We start from the raw sequence: 16,027 nt of genomic DNA on the forward strand, positions 1-16,027 counted from the left end.
CAAGGAGGTGCCACTATGAAACTTCATGAGTTAAAGCCTTCAGAAGGTTCTCGTAAAGAACGTAACCGTGTAGGTCGCGGTATCGGTTCTGGTAACGGTAAAACTTCTGGTAAAGGTCATAAAGGTCAAAACGCTCGTTCAGGCGGCGGAGTACGTCCTGGCTTCGAGGGTGGTCAAAACCCATTGGCTCGTCGTCTTCCAAAACGAGGATTCACTAACATCCATCGTAAGGAATTGGCGATCGTCAACCTTGACGCATTGAACCGTTTCGAAGAAGGTACGGAAGTAACTCCGGAGCTTCTCATCGAAACAGGTGTTGTAAGTAATGAAAGAGCAGGTATCAAGATTCTTGCAAAAGGGAAAATCGAGAAAAAACTAACAGTTAAAGCTCACAAATTCTCCTCTACTGCTAAAGAAGCCATTGAAGCTGCTGGCGGAACAACCGAGGTGGTTTAATGTTTCGAACAATCTCCAATTTTATGCGCGTGGGTGATATAAGAAACAAAATTATCTTCACCCTTTTAATGTTGGTGGTATTCCGAATCGGTACATTTATTCCAGTTCCTGGAGTGGATGCTAGTGTAATTCAAGACGAAATGTCAGGTTTAATTGGCTTCATGAATACCTTCGGGGGCGGAGCCTTAGTCAACTTCTCAATCTTAGCGATGGGTATCATGCCGTACATCACGGCATCCATCATTGTTCAACTTTTACAAATGGACGTCGTTCCAAAGTTTGCAGAGTGGGCAAAGCAAGGGGATGTTGGGCGTCGTAAGTTGGCTCAGTTCACAAGATATTTCACAATTGTCCTTGCATTCGTCCAAGCGATTGGAATGTCTTACGGCTTTAACATTATGTATGGTGGTGGGCTGATTGCAGATAATTCTGTCGGAACGTATCTGTTAATCGCAATCGTACTAACAACTGGTACAGCCTTCTTGCTGTGGTTAGGAGAGCAAATCACGGCAAAGGGTGTTGGAAATGGTATTTCCATCATCATCTTTGCAGGTATCGTGGCGGCTATTCCTAGCACTGTTAGTCAAATTTACGCTACAAAACTTCAAGGCGCTGGAGAACAGCTTTTCTTGAATATTATCATTATTTTGTTACTTCTATTGGCAATTCTTGCGATTACAGTTGGGGTTATTTTCGTTCAACAAGCGTTACGTAAAATCCCTGTGCAATACGCAAAACGTGTAGGTGGAAAAAATGCACCTGCTACGGGTGGTCAATCGACTCACTTGCCTTTAAAAGTAAATGCAGCGGGAGTAATTCCGGTTATCTTCGCGAGCGCCTTTATTATTACGCCGCAAACACTTGTATCATTCTTTGGATCGAACAACATTACAGTAACGATCCAAGAAATCTTTGACTATACACAGCCGATAGGAATGACAATTTATGTTGGTTTAATTATTGCGTTTACGTATTTTTATGCCTTCATTCAAGTTAATCCAGAAAACATGGCTGAAAACCTTAAAAAACAAGGTGGCTATATCCCAGGCATTCGTCCAGGAATGGCAACTCAGGATTACTTGACGAGCCTCCTTTACCGTTTAACATTTGTAGGAGCAATCTTCTTATCGGTTGTTTCAATTCTTCCACTCTTCTTTATTAACTTAGCTGGACTTCCTCCGTCTGTTCAAATTGGCGGAACAAGCCTTTTGATCATTGTAGGTGTTGCGCTTGAGACAATGAAGCAGTTGGAAGGACAACTTGTGAAGCGTAGTTATAAAGGATTTATGAGATAGCCACATGGTTTTGGGGTCACAAAGTCTACCCCGAAGCCCATCTAGACTGAGGGGGCTTACTTGTGAATATTGTATTAATGGGTTTACCTGGTGCTGGTAAAGGTACCCAGGCTGAACAGATTATTGAAAAATATGAAATCCCTCATATCTCAACAGGAGATATGTTCCGTGCAGCCATTAAAAATGGCACGGAATTAGGCTTGAAAGCAAAATCGTTCATGGACCAAGGAAACTTGGTACCAGATGAAGTAACCATCGGAATTGTGCATGAACGATTAAGTAAAGATGATTGCCAAAAAGGGTTCTTGCTTGACGGTTTTCCAAGAACAGTAGCTCAAGCTGACGCGCTTGACTCGTTACTTACTGACCTTGGCAAAAAATTAGACTATGTTCTAAACATCAAGGTGGAACAAGAAGAATTGATGAAACGTCTTACAGGACGTTGGATTTGCAAAACTTGCGGAGCCACATATCATACAATCTTTAATCCTCCTGCAGTAGAAGGTATCTGTGATAAAGACGGTGGAGAACTTTACCAGCGTATAGATGACAAGCCTGAGACTGTTAAGAATCGTTTAGATGTTAATATGAAACAAACGCAGCCTCTTCTTGATTTTTATAGTCAAAAGGGCGTGTTAAAGGATATTGATGGTCAACAGGATATTAAGAAAGTATTTGTTGATATCAATGACTTGCTCGGAGGCCTTCGCTAATGATCATTTGCAAGACTCCTCGTGAGATCGAGATCATGCGCGAAGCAGGCAAAATTGTTGCGTTAACCCATCAGGAGTTGCAAAAGCATATAGCGCCTGGAATCACAACGAAGGGACTAGATGAGATTGCTGATCGGTTTATCCGTCAGCATGACGCTGTTCCGTCCTTTAAAGGATACAATGGTTTTCGCGGCAGCATCTGTGCATCGGTTAATGAAGAGCTCGTTCATGGGATACCGGGCAACCGGACCTTGGTTGATGGTGACATCATCAGCATCGATATCGGTGCTAACTACAAGGGTTACCATGGCGATTCAGCTTGGACGTATCCGGTTGGAAGTATATCTACTGACACACAGAAGCTCCTAGATGTCACGGAAGAATCACTCTTTCTTGGCTTAAAGGAAGCGAAGCCGGGTGAGCGTCTTTCGAACATTTCTCATGCCATACAAACGTTTGTTGAAGACAATGGTTTTTCAATTGTACGTGAGTATGTAGGGCACGGAGTTGGGCAAGACTTGCATGAGGCACCACAAATTCCTCACTACGGTCCACCTAACAAAGGGCCACGCCTAAAGCCCGGCATGGTACTAGCCATTGAGCCGATGGTGAATGCAGGAAGTCGATATGTCAATACTCTTTCTGATAACTGGACAGTCGTAACCGTAGATGGTAAAATGTGTGCTCATTTCGAACACACAATTGCGATCACTGAGAGCGGTTATGAAATCCTGACAAAAGCCTAAATGAAGGTAATCCTAATTGTTTAAATTCGATTTCGGCCCCCGGGATAGGGCAAATCGTGCATGTGAACAAGGGCCGTGATACTTTCGTATATTCGGTTGTCATTCATCGGTTGGATGAGAAGTTTGTTTTAATTGTGGACGGTGAACGCCGGAAGTTCAATCGACCCAAGACGAAAAACATTCAATATTTGACTTCATAAAATTATGTATCCCCAGAAGTTCAAAATAGTATGTCCGAGACTAGGCGTGTGACAAATGACAAACTGCGTCATGCAGGTATAAAAATTTGTCCATGAGATCCTGGAATTTTAATAAAGAAGGGAGACTTGTTCGATGGCGAAAGACGATGTTATCGAGATTGAAGGAACCGTAGTTGATACTTTGCCTAACGCAATGTTTAAGGTAGAACTAGAGAATGGTCATAGTGTACTTGCACATGTATCCGGTAAAATTCGTATGCATTTCATTCGAATCTTACCAGGCGATCGAGTAACAGTGGAGTTATCTCCATATGACTTGACGCGTGGCCGTATCACATACCGTTACAAATAACATTTTGCACTCCGACCACTAAGGAGGTTTAGATAAGATGAAAGTCAGACCATCTGTTAAGCCGATCTGCGAAAAGTGTAAAGTCATCCGCAGACGCGGCAAAGTAATGGTGATTTGCGAAAATCCTAAGCATAAACAAAAACAAGGCTAATAAAGAAGGAGGTGCTCTTTAAATGGCACGTATTGCTGGTGTAGATATTCCGCGTGACAAGCGCGTAGTAATCTCTCTAACGTATATCTTTGGTATCGGTAAATCAACAGCAGGTCAAATTCTTGCTGAAGCAGGCGTATCTGAAGATACTCGCGTTCGCGATTTAACTGAAGATGAGCTAAATAAAATTCGTGAAATCGTAGACCGTTTGAAAGTTGAAGGTGACCTTCGTCGTGAAGTATCACTTAACATCAAACGCCTAATGGAAATCGGTGCATACCGTGGACTTCGTCACCGTCGTGGACTTCCGGTTCGTGGACAACACACGAAGAACAACGCGCGTACTCGTAAAGGTCCTCGTAAGACCGTAGCTAACAAGAAAAAATAATTAGTAAAGGAGGTTTCTTCTCAACATGGCACGTAAACAACAAACACGTAAGCGTCGTGTGAAAAAAAATATCGAAGCTGGTATTGCACACATTCGCTCAACTTTTAACAACACAATCGTGATGATTACAGACACTCATGGTAATGCAATTGCATGGTCAAGTGCAGGTGCACTTGGTTTCAGAGGTTCTCGTAAATCAACACCATTCGCAGCGCAAATGGCAGCTGAAACAGCAGCTAAAGCTTCAATGGAGCATGGTTTGAGAACTCTTGAAGTAACAGTTAAAGGTCCTGGTGCAGGTCGTGAAGCGGCTATCCGCGCACTACAAGCTGCAGGTCTTGATGTAACAGCGATCAAAGACGTTACTCCAGTTCCACATAATGGTTGTCGCCCACCGAAACGTCGTCGTGTTTAATTTTTTCTGTATAAAATCTTGATCCTTGTCGATACTGGGATCAGTAGATTCCTTCTTGCAGAAATGAAAGATCCAGTTGTATGCACAATGGGAACCGTAGACATGGGGAATTTCGGAATGATTCATAGAATCTATAATCCGGGGTTTCGACGTTTTGAAGGAGGGTGAATTTGAATGATCGAAATTGAAAAACCAAAAATTGAGACGGTTGAGATCAACGATGATGCCAATTACGGAAAATTCGTTGTAGAACCACTTGAGCGTGGGTATGGTACAACATTGGGTAACTCCTTGCGTCGTATCCTATTATCCTCACTTCCTGGTGCTGCGATCACTTCAATTCAAATTGATAGTGTACTTCACGAATTTTCAACTATTGAAGGTGTCGTAGAGGATGTTACAACAATCATTTTGAATATCAAGAAATTAGCGCTAAAGATCTATTCAGATGAAGAAAAAACACTTGAAATCGATGTTCAAGGTGATGGAGTGATAACAGCAGCTGATATCACACATGACAGTGATGTTGAGATTCTCAACCCTGATCTGTACATTGCAACAATCGGTAAAAATGGACATCTTCGTATGCGTTTAAGTGCGACACGCGGTCGTGGATACATGCCTGCTGTACAAAACAAACGTGAAGATCTTCCAATCGGTGTAGTTCCAATCGATTCGATCTATACACCTATTTCTCGTGTAAACTATCAGGTTGAAAATACTCGTGTTGGTCAAATGACTAACTTCGATAAACTTTCTCTTGATGTCTGGACAGATGGAAGTATTGGTCCGAAAGAAGCAGTAGCTCTAGGTGCTAAAATTCTGACTGAACACCTTAACATTTTTGTAGGTTTGACCAACGAAGCACAGAATGCCGAAATCATGGTAGAAAAAGAAGAAGATCAGAAAGAAAAAGTTCTTGAGATGACGATCGAAGAACTTGATTTATCAGTTCGTTCTTATAACTGCTTGAAGCGTGCAGGAATCAACACAGTTCAAGAGCTGGCTAGCAAGTCAGAAGAGGACATGATGAAAGTGCGTAACCTTGGTCGTAAATCACTAGAAGAAGTTAAGGTAAAATTAGATGAACTTGGATTAGGACTTCGTAAAGAAGACTGAACCCACGTACGAATACAACAACGATAGACACAATTTCAACAAAGGAGGGAACCCTTCATGGCTTACAGAAAGTTAGGACGCACAAGCTCTCAACGTAAGGCACTACTTCGTGATCTTACTACAGACTTGATCGTTAACGAGCGCATTGAAACAACTGAATCTCGTGCGAAAGAACTTCGCTCAGTTGCAGAAAAAATGATCACACTTGGAAAGCGCGGTGACTTGCACGCTCGTCGTCAAGCAGCTGCTTACATCCGTCGTGATCAAGCAGTTACAACAGATGAAGAAGGTACAGAAACATCTGTAATGGCTCTTCAAAAATTATTTGAAGATGTAGCGCCACGCTATGCAGAACGTCAAGGCGGATACACCCGTATCATGAAAGTTGGTCCTCGTCGTGGCGACGGCGCACCAATGGTTATCATCGAATTAGTATAATTCGAACACCACAGAGGGCGGAACAGTTAGAGCCTAACTGCTCTCGCCCTCTTTCTTTAAAAGCTAAACGATCAATACGACACGCAAAAAGCAGAGTGTTATGATGAGCAGGTTTGCCTGTCTTGTCTAGCTCTTAGCACCTCATTCATCCATCCATCGTCACAATGGAATTGGAACAGGATAGTTTTTTTAATCAAGCGAGCGCATTTCCTTGAATGAGGTGCGCGCTTTTTTTGTATGAAAGAAGTTTATAAATTAGTTGGGACGAACAAAGTATGCTGTAGGTGGGTTCTAGTTTCAGTGGACAACTCCTCGAGCCCCGCAGACTAGTTGGCAAAGAGCGCTATCTTGTCAGCGTAGCTTATGCCTGCCGGAGCTAAACGCCAGCTTACGTGTTTTGGATATAATCTAGCTTCAGTGGCTAGCTCCTTGGGGTCATAACCCACGCTCGTCAGCGCGTTTTATGCCTGTCGGAGCTGGGCTAGCTACTTACGCTTTTTGGATAGGGGGTTAGACGTGTGACTAGAGAAATCATTTCATTAGATTCTATTACATTTCGCTACCCTGGTTCGGAGCAGGATGTATTAAAGAATGTTTCCTTTTCGATTCATGAAGGTGAATGGGTTGCTATTGTCGGTCACAACGGATCTGGCAAATCAACACTCGCGAAACTGATGAATGGACTTTATTTTCCTGACCAAGGTGAAATTCGCATTGCAGAAATGAAACTGGAGTCTACAACGGTTTGGGATACGAGAAAACACATCGGGATGGTGTTTCAAAACCCCGACAACCAATTTGTTGGAACAACTGTACAAGATGATGTGGCTTTTGGTTTGGAGAACCACGGGATCCCACATGAAGAGATGGTCAAACGCGTTCACAGCGCACTCGAACAAGTGAAAATGGACGATTTTCTAAATCAAGAGCCACACCATCTGTCGGGTGGTCAAAAACAGCGAGTCGCGATGGCAAGCGTGCTTGCGTTAAGATCCGATATTATTATTTTGGATGAAGCAACCTCTATGCTTGATCCAACTGGACGTCAAGAAGTAATTTCGCTTGTTCGTAATTTAAAAGAAGAACAGCAAATGACGGTGCTTTCGATTACGCATGATCTAGAAGAAGCAGCTAAAGCGGATCGAATAATCGTTATGAACCAAGGGGAAGTATTCAAAACAGGTACGCCTGAAGAAATCTTCCAACTTGGCGATGAACTCGTCAAGCTAGGACTTGACCTGCCATTCCCGCTAAAAATGAGCAATGCATTTAAAACGCAAGGCGTTCCACTAAAGGGACAGCATTTAACAGAAGAAGAGTTGGTGAATGAGCTATGGATGTCTCACTTCAACAAGTAGAATATCGATATGCAGCAGGATCTCCTTTTGAAAAGAAGGCGATTAGAGGGGTTACGTTTACGATTCCGAGTGGTCAATACGTTGCGATTATTGGTCATACCGGATCAGGTAAATCAACCTTGCTTCAGCATTTAAATGCACTGCTTAAACCGACATCTGGTTCCGTTGTTATTGGAGATCGTACGGTGAAAGCAGGTCGCAAAGAAAAGGACTTGAAGTCGATTCGTCAAAAAGTTGGTATTGTGTTTCAATTTCCTGAACAGCAATTGTTTGAAGAGTCGATACTCAAGGATATTTGCTATGGTCCGATGAACTTTGGTGTGAGTGAAGAGGAAGCCAAAGAACGTGCTGCTTACTGGATCGAAGAAGTTGGCTTATCAAAAGACATATTAGACCAATCACCGTTTGATCTGTCAGGCGGGCAAATGCGTCGAGTGGCAATTGCGGGTGTATTAGCCATGCAACCAGATGTTCTAGTACTTGACGAGCCAACTGCCGGGTTAGATCCACGTGGTCGTAAAGAAATGATGGATATGTTTTATCGTCTGCACAAAGAACGCAAACTAACAACGATATTAGTCACACACAGCATGGAAGACGCTGCTGCATATGCGGATAAGATTGTTGTTTTGCATAAAGGAAAGAAAGTACATGAAGGAACGCCTAAGGAACTATTTAGTGATGCGGATCGTCTCGCTGAATGGGGATTAGGGGTACCTGAAGTTGTGCAATTCCAACGTATGCTTGAGCAGAAGACAGGTCGTACGTTTTCGGGTGTTTGTTTGACGATGGATGAACTCGTTGCTGAGTGGAAAGACTTGTCAAGGGGGCGTCCGTTATGATGGAAAAAATGATTTTTGGGCGCTATATCCCTGCCGATTCCATTGTACACAGAATGGATCCACGGGCAAAGCTAGTATTTGTTTTCGCGTTTATTGCTATCATTTTTATCGCGAATAATGTTTGGGCTTATGCCGCAGCCGCAGCATTTACTGTCGGTTGTATCTGGCTATCTGGCATAACCATACGTTTTTTAATTAAAGGACTTAAGCCTGTAATGATTCTTATCGCACTCACATTTATTTTGCAAATGTTTTTTGCGCGTGAAGGAAATGTGGTCGTCGATATGGGGTTTATGAAGATTTATGAAGAGGGCATTCGCCAAGCGTTCTTTATATCAACACGCTTCTTGCTACTTGTCTTTATGACTTCCCTCTTGACACTGACGACGACACCAATTTCGATCACAGATGGACTTGAAAGTTTATTAAATCCACTAAAAAAAATTAAATTTCCAGCTCATGAGCTTGCGCTAATGATGTCGATTGCACTTCGCTTTATCCCAACCTTAATGGATGAAACGGACAAAGTTATGAAAGCGCAAATGGCGAGAGGATCAGACATGTCGAGTGGCCCGTTAAAAGATCGTCTAAAGGCGGTTGTGCCGCTTATGATCCCTCTTTTCGTCAACGCATTTAAACGAGCTGAGGATTTAGCAACAGCAATGGAAGTTCGTGGGTACCGTGGAGGAGATGGGCGTACAAAATACCGCTTGCTTGAATGGCATGTGCGAGATACGTTCGCATTGTTTTCTCTCGTGCTCCTAGCGACGATTTTCATTGTGTTGAGGCTTTGGATGTAAGGGGGACTTCTCGTGCCTAGATTTAAATGTATCGTATCCTATGACGGCTCCGGCTTTTCTGGTTATCAAGTTCAGCCAAACAAGCGTACCGTGCAATGCGAGCTTGAACGCGTCTTAACGGATATTCATAAAGGGAAGAAAACACGAGTCACTGCTAGTGGTCGCACCGATGCAGGAGTGCATGCGGTTGGTCAGGTGATTCATTTTGACACGGACTATCAGATTCCAGGAGAAAAGTGGCCTGTCGTGTTGAATCAAAAGCTTCCAAATGAAATAGTGGTGAGACATGCTGCCCAGGTTCCTGAAACCTTTCACGCACGTTTTTCAGTTACTGGCAAAGAATATCGCTATGTAATCGACCGCGGTGAAGTGCCGACACCTTTTCGCAGACACTATGCCGTACATCATCCACTAACACTGGACCTTGATTTGATTAGAGAAGCGGCACAGCAGTTAATCGGAGAACACGATTTTACAAGTTTTTCTTCTGCTAGGACAGAGGTGTTGGATCGTGTCCGAACGATTGAGCGCTTTGACATCATCGAAAGAGGATCCGAGTGGATTTTTATTGTAAAAGGAAATGGATTCCTATATAACATGGTACGTATTATGGTGGGGACATTGCTTGACGTTGGTTACGGAAAATTTAAGCCCAGTGACATTCGCGCACTGCTTGAAGCAAAAGACCGAACCCTAGCTGGTAAAACTGCACCAGCCCACGGCTTGTATTTGTGGGAAGTAGAGTATAGTGATGCCCGTCGTAAATAGCGAGATAAAATATTTATTATGCTGATTTTTAGTATGTGGATAGCTCCTTGAGGTTTAAATCACGCTGTCCAGTTGGCAAAGGATGCGATAAACATCGGAGCTGACCGAATTATATGCACTTTTATAATAACAACTCTACCTGGTGTAACATGTCCTTGACATAAGAGTCGAGAGGTTATATCATATACTATGGTATGTATTTCACCCCTGATGAGACCCGGACCTTATCAGTGCGAAGTGTATAAATACGGCTCAAAAGAATAGATGCAACACCTTAAACTTAATTAGGAGGTAAACTCATGCGTACAACATTTATGGCTAAAGGTCACGAAGTAGAACGCAAGTGGCTCGTTGTAGACGCCGAAGGCAAGACTCTTGGACGTCTATCAAGCGAAGTTGCTGCAATCTTGCGTGGTAAAAATAAACCAACATTTACACCACACGTTGACACTGGTGATCATGTAATCATCATCAACGCTGAAAAAATTGAACTTACAGGTAAAAAGCTAACGGACAAAATTTACTACCGTCACAGCATGCACCCAGGTGGTTTGAAGCAACGTACAGCGCTAGAAATGCGTACAAACTACCCAACAAAAATGCTTGAACTTTCAATTAAAGGTATGCTTCCAAAGAACTCTCTTGGACGTCAAATCTTTAAAAAGCTTCACGTTTATGCTGGAGCAGAGCACCCACATGCAGCACAACAACCAGTTGCTTACGAGCTACGCGGTTAATTCATTTTAAGAGGAGGGAATTATCTTGGCACAAGTTCAATATATCGGAACAGGACGTCGTAAAAGTTCTACTGCACGTGTACGTTTAGTACCAGGCGACGGTCAAATCGTGGTCAACGGACGCGAAGTTGAAAACTACATTCCATTCGCAGCACTACGCGAAGTAATCAAACAACCACTTAACATTACTGAAACTCTAGGAAGCTACAATGTTTATGTAAACGTTAATGGTGGTGGTTATACTGGACAAGCGGGAGCAATTCGTCACGGGATTTCTCGTGCATTGCTAAACGTTGACCCAGAATACCGTGGCGCACTTAAGAGCGCGGGTCTACTAACTCGTGACTCACGTATGAAAGAGCGTAAGAAGCCAGGTCTTAAAGGCGCTCGTCGTGCACCTCAGTTCTCAAAACGTTAATCTTTCTTTTCAAAAGCTCTCAACCTTTTATGGGTTGGGGGTTTTTTTGTTGGTGTGAACAATATTACGAAAATCGCGAATCATATATTGTTGTTCATCTCACTTTTCCAGACTGTACATCCGGTTTATTTTTCGTTTTCCTGCGCAGATTGTCGGCATGTGTGAGTGGCAAAAAAGACAGACGTCTTATACTCACCTAATTTTATGAATGGATTGGGTATTCCGTCCAGTTCAAATGCTACTTCTTATACCCTATTCAACTTCTACGAAAAGCTAGATAAGCATATGCTAGTCCATCTATCTTTAAGGTGGGTGGGACGCATGAAAAAACGAATCATTTTTTCTCTCGTGGTCGTGATGGTGGGGATCACTGTATTTAGTTGGAGGGTGGATCGCGTAATCATTAACGCGATTGAACAATGGGGGATGCCGCTGTCAGGAGAAGTGATTGTATTAGATCCAGGTCACGGTGGTGCAGATGGCGGTGCTTCGTATGAGAAGATTCTAGAAAAGAACCTGACGTTAAAAATTGCGAATCAGTTACGAGCGTATTTAGAAGAACAAGGGGCAATCGTGCGGATGACTAGAGAAACGGATATGGATTTGGCTGACGAGGATACAACTCGCATCAGGGATCGGAAAAGTGAAGATCTCAAAAATCGATTAGATTTACTTAATGACAAGGATAACGACCTTTTTATCAGCATCCATTTAAATGCAATTCCGCAAACCCAGTGGAGCGGGGCGCAAACGTTTTATACCAAATTTAATGACGACAACGAACGAATTGCGCGTTTTGTCCAACAAGAGCTTGTTCGCCATTTACCCAACAACACTCGTAAAGCGAAAACAATTGATGGTATTTATGTGCTGAGTCATGCCGAAACGCCTGGTGTGTTGGTGGAGGCAGGCTTTTTATCAAATAAAGAGGAACGTCAGTGGCTTTTGCAGGAAGAATATCAACAACAAATCGCTGCAGCTATTTATTTAGGGATTTTGCGTCATTACTCAGATGAGGAAAGTTTGAAAGAAGAATTGTAACGAGAAAACCTATAGGTTCCCTTCAAAGACGTAGTTATTTTCCTGTGTTATACTGACTAGGATGTAAACGAATTCAATGAAGGAGTGTCATGCTTTGATTACAGAACAACAAGCACACGAACTTATAGGCTCCATGAATGATCCAATCCTACATACAACACTTGCCGAAACAGGCGGGATTGTTGAAATCAGAATAAAAGAAGAAAAACAACATGTCAGCGTAAAAATTGCACTTGCGAAAACAGGTACAGCTGAGCAAATGCAGCTTCAAATGGCTGTTGTCGACGCACTTAAAAAAGCGGGTGCTGACTCAGTTGGTATTCGTTTTACTGAATTACCTCCTGAAGCACTTGAACAATTTCGCGGAAAAACAGGAGACGCAGTGGAAGATAATCTGCTCTCTCCAACCAATAAAGTACAATTCATCGCCGTGGCAAGTGGTAAAGGTGGAGTAGGAAAATCAACCGTTTCAGTAAACTTGGCTGTTGCTCTTGCACGTGCAGGTAAAAAAGTTGGTTTAATCGATGCCGACATCTATGGGTTCAGTGTTCCGGATATGATGGGGATCAACCAACGCCCAGTTGTTCGTGGTGAGCGGATCATCCCAGTAGATCGTTTTGGTGTAAAAGTTATTTCAATGGCTTTTTTCGTTGAAGATAATGCGCCGGTTATTTGGCGTGGGCCAATGCTTGGGAAAATGTTGAATAGCTTCTTTACGGAAGTAGAGTGGGGTGAACTTGATTACCTACTACTCGATCTTCCGCCTGGGACAGGTGATGTGGCGCTTGATGTTCACGCGATGCTTCCGTCAAGTAAAGAAATAATCGTTACAACACCTCACCCGACAGCTGCCTTCGTAGCAGCAAGGGCGGGTGCAATGGCATTGCAAACAGACCACTCAATCCTCGGTGTGGTTGAAAACATGTCATTTTACGAAAGTAAAAAGACGGGCGAACGCGAATATGTATTTGGTCAAGGAGGAGGAGAGAAACTCGCAGACGAACTGCGCACAGACCTCCTTGGTAAACTGCCGCTCCAACAACCAGACTGGGATGAAAACAACTTCGCCCCATCTGTATACGGCGAAGACCACCGATTAGGTGAAATTTACGCAGACATCGCACAACAAGTGATTGACAGAACATGAAATCAAAGAGCTTGACTACGTTGTAAAACGTGGTCAAGCTTTTTGTGATAAAAATGATGGATGAATGACTTGATTAGCATATTCGAGATTTTCATATCAACTGACTGAGTTCGCATAACCAAAATTAGAGGTTACTCATTGCCATTACCCTCACCTGATCCATCTGAACTTTCTTCTTCATCGCCTCCACCTTCTTCATCACCAGAATCTTCTTGTTTGTCATCGTCAGACTCAGCTAATTTCTTCGCGGCTTCTACCAACAAATCCTGCATCTCTTTTTGAACCAGCGGGCTTTCCATAACCTCCATCATTTGTTTCTTCGTTTCTTCACGATACGCTTGGCTATTCATCAAATCGAGCGTTTGCTCTTGCATAGTAGGGTCCTGTAAAAGTTGTAACATCATCTCTTGATATTCGGGATCTTTCATTAATCCTTTAATTAACTTTTCATGCTCATCTTTCATGCTTTTTGCTAAAACCTCAGCAAAAGCAGGATCTTTAAAAGTGTCTTCCCAAAACTTTTTCCCATCTTTAGATAACAACGTAGTATCGATGGCTTCTTTTACCACTTGTTGATCCAGGACTAATTCTTTTTTTATGTCTTCATCTGAAAAAAGTTCTTGAACGGCTTCTTTTCCTTCATTTGTTTTTAATAAATCAATGAACATCTGTTTCGTTTCCTCATAGCTTACGGACTGTTCTCCGCCACCACAGCCCGAAAGTATAACAATAAGACCTGCAAAAATAACAATCGCTTTTTTCATCTATCATCACCCCCATTTAATCAGCTTTGTTTTTAGCTTTTGCAAACAGGGGGAAAATATGCACGTTCACAAGGTAGCCATAGATTTTTTCAAAGGTGATTGGTACAATCGGTGGAGAGATTTTAAAATAACGTTTGGGGGATAAATACGTGACTATCCGAAGTTGGATTCGTTTTTTTATAAGCACGTTGCTCGTTGGAGGTATCACGACTGGAATTGTCGGTATAGTCGTGCGTTGGAATGAGCTCGTTATATTATTGAGTGGGCAAGATATCGTAGAAGTGATCTCCGTAATCGTTTGGATGGTTGGAGTAGGAATGACCTTCAGTGTAGTCAGTCAGATGGGGTTCCTTGCCTACTTAACCATCCACCAATTTGGGATGGGGATTTTTCGTTCAGTTAAATTATGGAATTCTGTACAATTGGTCCTTGTTGCATTCGTTTTATTTGATTTGGTCTATTTCCGATTTCAGGCATTCGCAGATGATGGAGCATCGTTATTGCCGTACATCGGTTTAGCAATTTTTATTCTAATCGTTGGCCTACTTGTCGCCTCGTTAAGAGCAAAGCAAACAAACAAATCCATTTTTCCTGCTGCTTTGTTTTTCATGGTTGTCGTGACAACATTAGAGTGGTTGCCTGTTCTCCGCAGTAACGAAACCTACTGGCTCATCACAATTATGTTCACGCTCCTTGCAACCAATGCCTACCAAATTCTCTCGCTCCCACGCTACAATAAGCGTTCACAAAAAGAACGTACAGAGCGACTTGCACGAAAAGAAGCAAGGAAAAAAGAAAGCGGTACACAACAAAACAAAACAAAATAATGACATGATCCGGGTAGAGCATAGTTTTTGTTCTACCCGTTTTTTAATTCAAAATCACTCGAGTAGTCGTATTTTACTATCTGAGGAAGCCATCAATTCAAGCAATGAAACAAATGAAACATTCTTATCTTTCTTCATTGAAGTGAACCACATCGCCCAATCATCCTTTACATCTTGCAGACGATTTGGAACAACCATTTCCACCACAGCCCCATTAAACGAAGTTGTTTTTCTCTCATTCAATCCGTCACTGCTGACTTGATGTCCCACAACGATGAACTCATTTTTTGACATTAACTTTATGATAGAAGGGTCAAGGAGCTCGTCCTTCGTGCGGTAATATCCAACCTCGAGCCCATGTTCTTCAAAGAACACACGAATATCCTTTAAGTGTTTCTCAACCTCTTCAGGCTCAAGCGACGTAAAACGAGAGGGGTGTGGGTCAAAAACGCCAATATCAAATCCGGAAAGTGCAATTTCTTTGACGACCTCATCCTGTCTGTCAACCCATGCTGGATCTAAAAAAAACGTAGCTTTACGAATATCATTTTGTTCAAGCTCCTCCAAAAGCCATAATACAGAATCATCCCCTAATTCAACATTGAACGTTAAAGAAACCCCTTCGTCTCCTTTGTAAAGGATGCCAGGCGAAGGCCAAACACCTGCCACGTTTAACGTATTAGGCGGAGTAGGCAAAATCAACACAAGGATCATAATTATAATCAGCAGCACAAATCCAGTCGCAAATCTTTTGTTTAAAAAATGCTCTCTCATCAACAAGCCTCCTTCACAATCCACTATGTTTAAAAGCATATGAAGCAACAAAGGAAAATATCTTTTTTCTTTAAATGTATTGACTATATGAAAATGCGATGCTATATTTATAAGCGTCGCTTTTGAAGTGCGCCAACACAACAACAGAAAATATTTTAAAAAAGTTGTTGACATAATGTTTAGATAAATGTTATGATTATTTGGTCGCTTGAGAGAGCAACGAAAACGAAATACCTTGAACCTTGAAAACTAAACAACCTAAAACGTCAACGTTAATT

Annotated in this window: 21 protein-coding genes; 19 read left to right on the top strand and 2 right to left on the bottom strand. The window is 42.4% G+C overall.

What is annotated here, in order from left to right:
* Positions 1-15 precede the first annotated feature (15 nt).
* From rplO to salA, 18 genes are all read left to right on the top strand, one after another.
* Positions 16-456 carry a 50S ribosomal protein L15 gene (gene rplO / locus AB1471_RS13125; protein ID WP_367780224.1) on the top strand — a complete coding sequence of 147 codons (441 nt, stop codon included), beginning with the start codon at positions 16-18 and terminating at the stop codon, positions 454-456.
* Entirely contained in the window at positions 456-1,751 is a 1,296-nt protein-coding gene (secY, locus tag AB1471_RS13130) for a preprotein translocase subunit SecY (protein ID WP_367780225.1), read from the top strand. The genes rplO and secY overlap by 1 nt, the downstream gene beginning before the upstream one ends.
* A gap of 62 nt (positions 1,752-1,813) precedes the next feature.
* A complete protein-coding gene (locus AB1471_RS13135) occupies positions 1,814-2,464 on the top strand; it encodes an adenylate kinase (protein WP_367780226.1) in 651 nt (216 codons plus the stop codon).
* A complete protein-coding gene (gene map / locus AB1471_RS13140) occupies positions 2,464-3,210 on the top strand; it encodes a type I methionyl aminopeptidase (protein WP_367780227.1) in 747 nt (248 codons plus the stop codon). Before AB1471_RS13135 ends, map begins: the two co-directional genes overlap by 1 nt.
* A gap of 333 nt (positions 3,211-3,543) precedes the next feature.
* The gene (gene infA, locus AB1471_RS13145; protein WP_367780228.1) at positions 3,544-3,762 is read left to right on the top strand and encodes a translation initiation factor IF-1; all 219 of its coding nucleotides are present in this window, start codon (positions 3,544-3,546) and stop codon (positions 3,760-3,762) included.
* Between the two features lie 37 nt (positions 3,763-3,799).
* A complete protein-coding gene (gene rpmJ / locus AB1471_RS13150) occupies positions 3,800-3,913 on the top strand; it encodes a 50S ribosomal protein L36 (protein ID WP_000868344.1) in 114 nt (37 codons plus the stop codon).
* Positions 3,914-3,935: 22 nt separating this feature from the next.
* On the top strand, positions 3,936-4,301 hold the full coding sequence (rpsM, locus tag AB1471_RS13155) for a 30S ribosomal protein S13 (protein ID WP_367780229.1): 366 nt from the start codon (positions 3,936-3,938) through the stop codon (positions 4,299-4,301).
* Between the two features lie 25 nt (positions 4,302-4,326).
* Complete coding sequence (gene rpsK / locus AB1471_RS13160; protein WP_367780230.1) at positions 4,327-4,716, top strand: 30S ribosomal protein S11; 390 nt, start codon at positions 4,327-4,329, stop codon at positions 4,714-4,716.
* A 174-nt stretch (positions 4,717-4,890) separates the two neighbouring features.
* Positions 4,891-5,835: a DNA-directed RNA polymerase subunit alpha gene (locus tag AB1471_RS13165; RefSeq protein WP_367780231.1), complete on the top strand. Its 945-nt coding sequence runs from the start codon at positions 4,891-4,893 to the stop codon at positions 5,833-5,835.
* A 57-nt stretch (positions 5,836-5,892) separates the two neighbouring features.
* Complete coding sequence (rplQ, locus tag AB1471_RS13170; RefSeq protein ID WP_367780232.1) at positions 5,893-6,273, top strand: 50S ribosomal protein L17; 381 nt, start codon at positions 5,893-5,895, stop codon at positions 6,271-6,273.
* 518 nt (positions 6,274-6,791) lie between these two features.
* Positions 6,792-7,631, top strand: coding sequence for an energy-coupling factor ABC transporter ATP-binding protein (locus AB1471_RS13175; protein WP_367780233.1), 840 nt, complete (start codon positions 6,792-6,794; stop codon positions 7,629-7,631).
* On the top strand, positions 7,607-8,473 hold the full coding sequence (locus tag AB1471_RS13180; RefSeq protein ID WP_367780234.1) for an energy-coupling factor ABC transporter ATP-binding protein: 867 nt from the start codon (positions 7,607-7,609) through the stop codon (positions 8,471-8,473). Before AB1471_RS13175 ends, AB1471_RS13180 begins: the two co-directional genes overlap by 25 nt.
* On the top strand, positions 8,470-9,273 hold the full coding sequence (locus AB1471_RS13185) for an energy-coupling factor transporter transmembrane component T family protein (protein ID WP_367780235.1): 804 nt from the start codon (positions 8,470-8,472) through the stop codon (positions 9,271-9,273). The genes AB1471_RS13180 and AB1471_RS13185 overlap by 4 nt, the downstream gene beginning before the upstream one ends.
* Positions 9,274-9,285: 12 nt before the next feature.
* A complete protein-coding gene (gene truA, locus AB1471_RS13190; protein WP_367780236.1) occupies positions 9,286-10,041 on the top strand; it encodes a tRNA pseudouridine(38-40) synthase TruA in 756 nt (251 codons plus the stop codon).
* Between the two features lie 299 nt (positions 10,042-10,340).
* Entirely contained in the window at positions 10,341-10,778 is a 438-nt protein-coding gene (gene rplM / locus AB1471_RS13195) for a 50S ribosomal protein L13 (protein WP_367780237.1), read from the top strand.
* Between the two features lie 25 nt (positions 10,779-10,803).
* A complete protein-coding gene (rpsI, locus tag AB1471_RS13200; RefSeq protein ID WP_367780238.1) occupies positions 10,804-11,196 on the top strand; it encodes a 30S ribosomal protein S9 in 393 nt (130 codons plus the stop codon).
* 321 nt (positions 11,197-11,517) lie between these two features.
* Positions 11,518-12,237 carry an N-acetylmuramoyl-L-alanine amidase CwlD gene (gene cwlD, locus AB1471_RS13205; protein WP_367780239.1) on the top strand — a complete coding sequence of 240 codons (720 nt, stop codon included), beginning with the start codon at positions 11,518-11,520 and terminating at the stop codon, positions 12,235-12,237.
* 94 nt (positions 12,238-12,331) lie between these two features.
* Positions 12,332-13,384, top strand: coding sequence for an iron-sulfur carrier protein/transcriptional regulator SalA (gene salA / locus AB1471_RS13210; RefSeq protein ID WP_367780240.1), 1,053 nt, complete (start codon positions 12,332-12,334; stop codon positions 13,382-13,384).
* Between the two features lie 131 nt (positions 13,385-13,515).
* On the opposite strand, the gene gerD is transcribed toward salA, so the two are convergent.
* Entirely contained in the window at positions 13,516-14,148 is a 633-nt protein-coding gene (gene gerD, locus AB1471_RS13215; RefSeq protein WP_367780241.1) for a spore germination lipoprotein GerD, read from the bottom strand.
* 149 nt (positions 14,149-14,297) lie between these two features.
* Between gerD and AB1471_RS13220 the strand changes: the two genes are divergently transcribed.
* The gene (locus tag AB1471_RS13220; RefSeq protein WP_367780242.1) at positions 14,298-14,975 is read left to right on the top strand and encodes a KinB-signaling pathway activation protein; all 678 of its coding nucleotides are present in this window, start codon (positions 14,298-14,300) and stop codon (positions 14,973-14,975) included.
* A 54-nt stretch (positions 14,976-15,029) separates the two neighbouring features.
* On the opposite strand, the gene AB1471_RS13225 is transcribed toward AB1471_RS13220, so the two are convergent.
* Positions 15,030-15,749 carry a polysaccharide deacetylase family protein gene (locus AB1471_RS13225; protein WP_367780243.1) on the bottom strand — a complete coding sequence of 240 codons (720 nt, stop codon included), beginning with the start codon at positions 15,747-15,749 and terminating at the stop codon, positions 15,030-15,032.
* Positions 15,750-16,027: the final 278 nt, after the last annotated feature.

This window comes from Jeotgalibacillus marinus, assembly GCF_040801915.1.
In the GTDB taxonomy this organism is placed as follows: Bacteria; Bacillota; Bacilli; order Bacillales; family Jeotgalibacillaceae; genus Jeotgalibacillus; species Jeotgalibacillus marinus.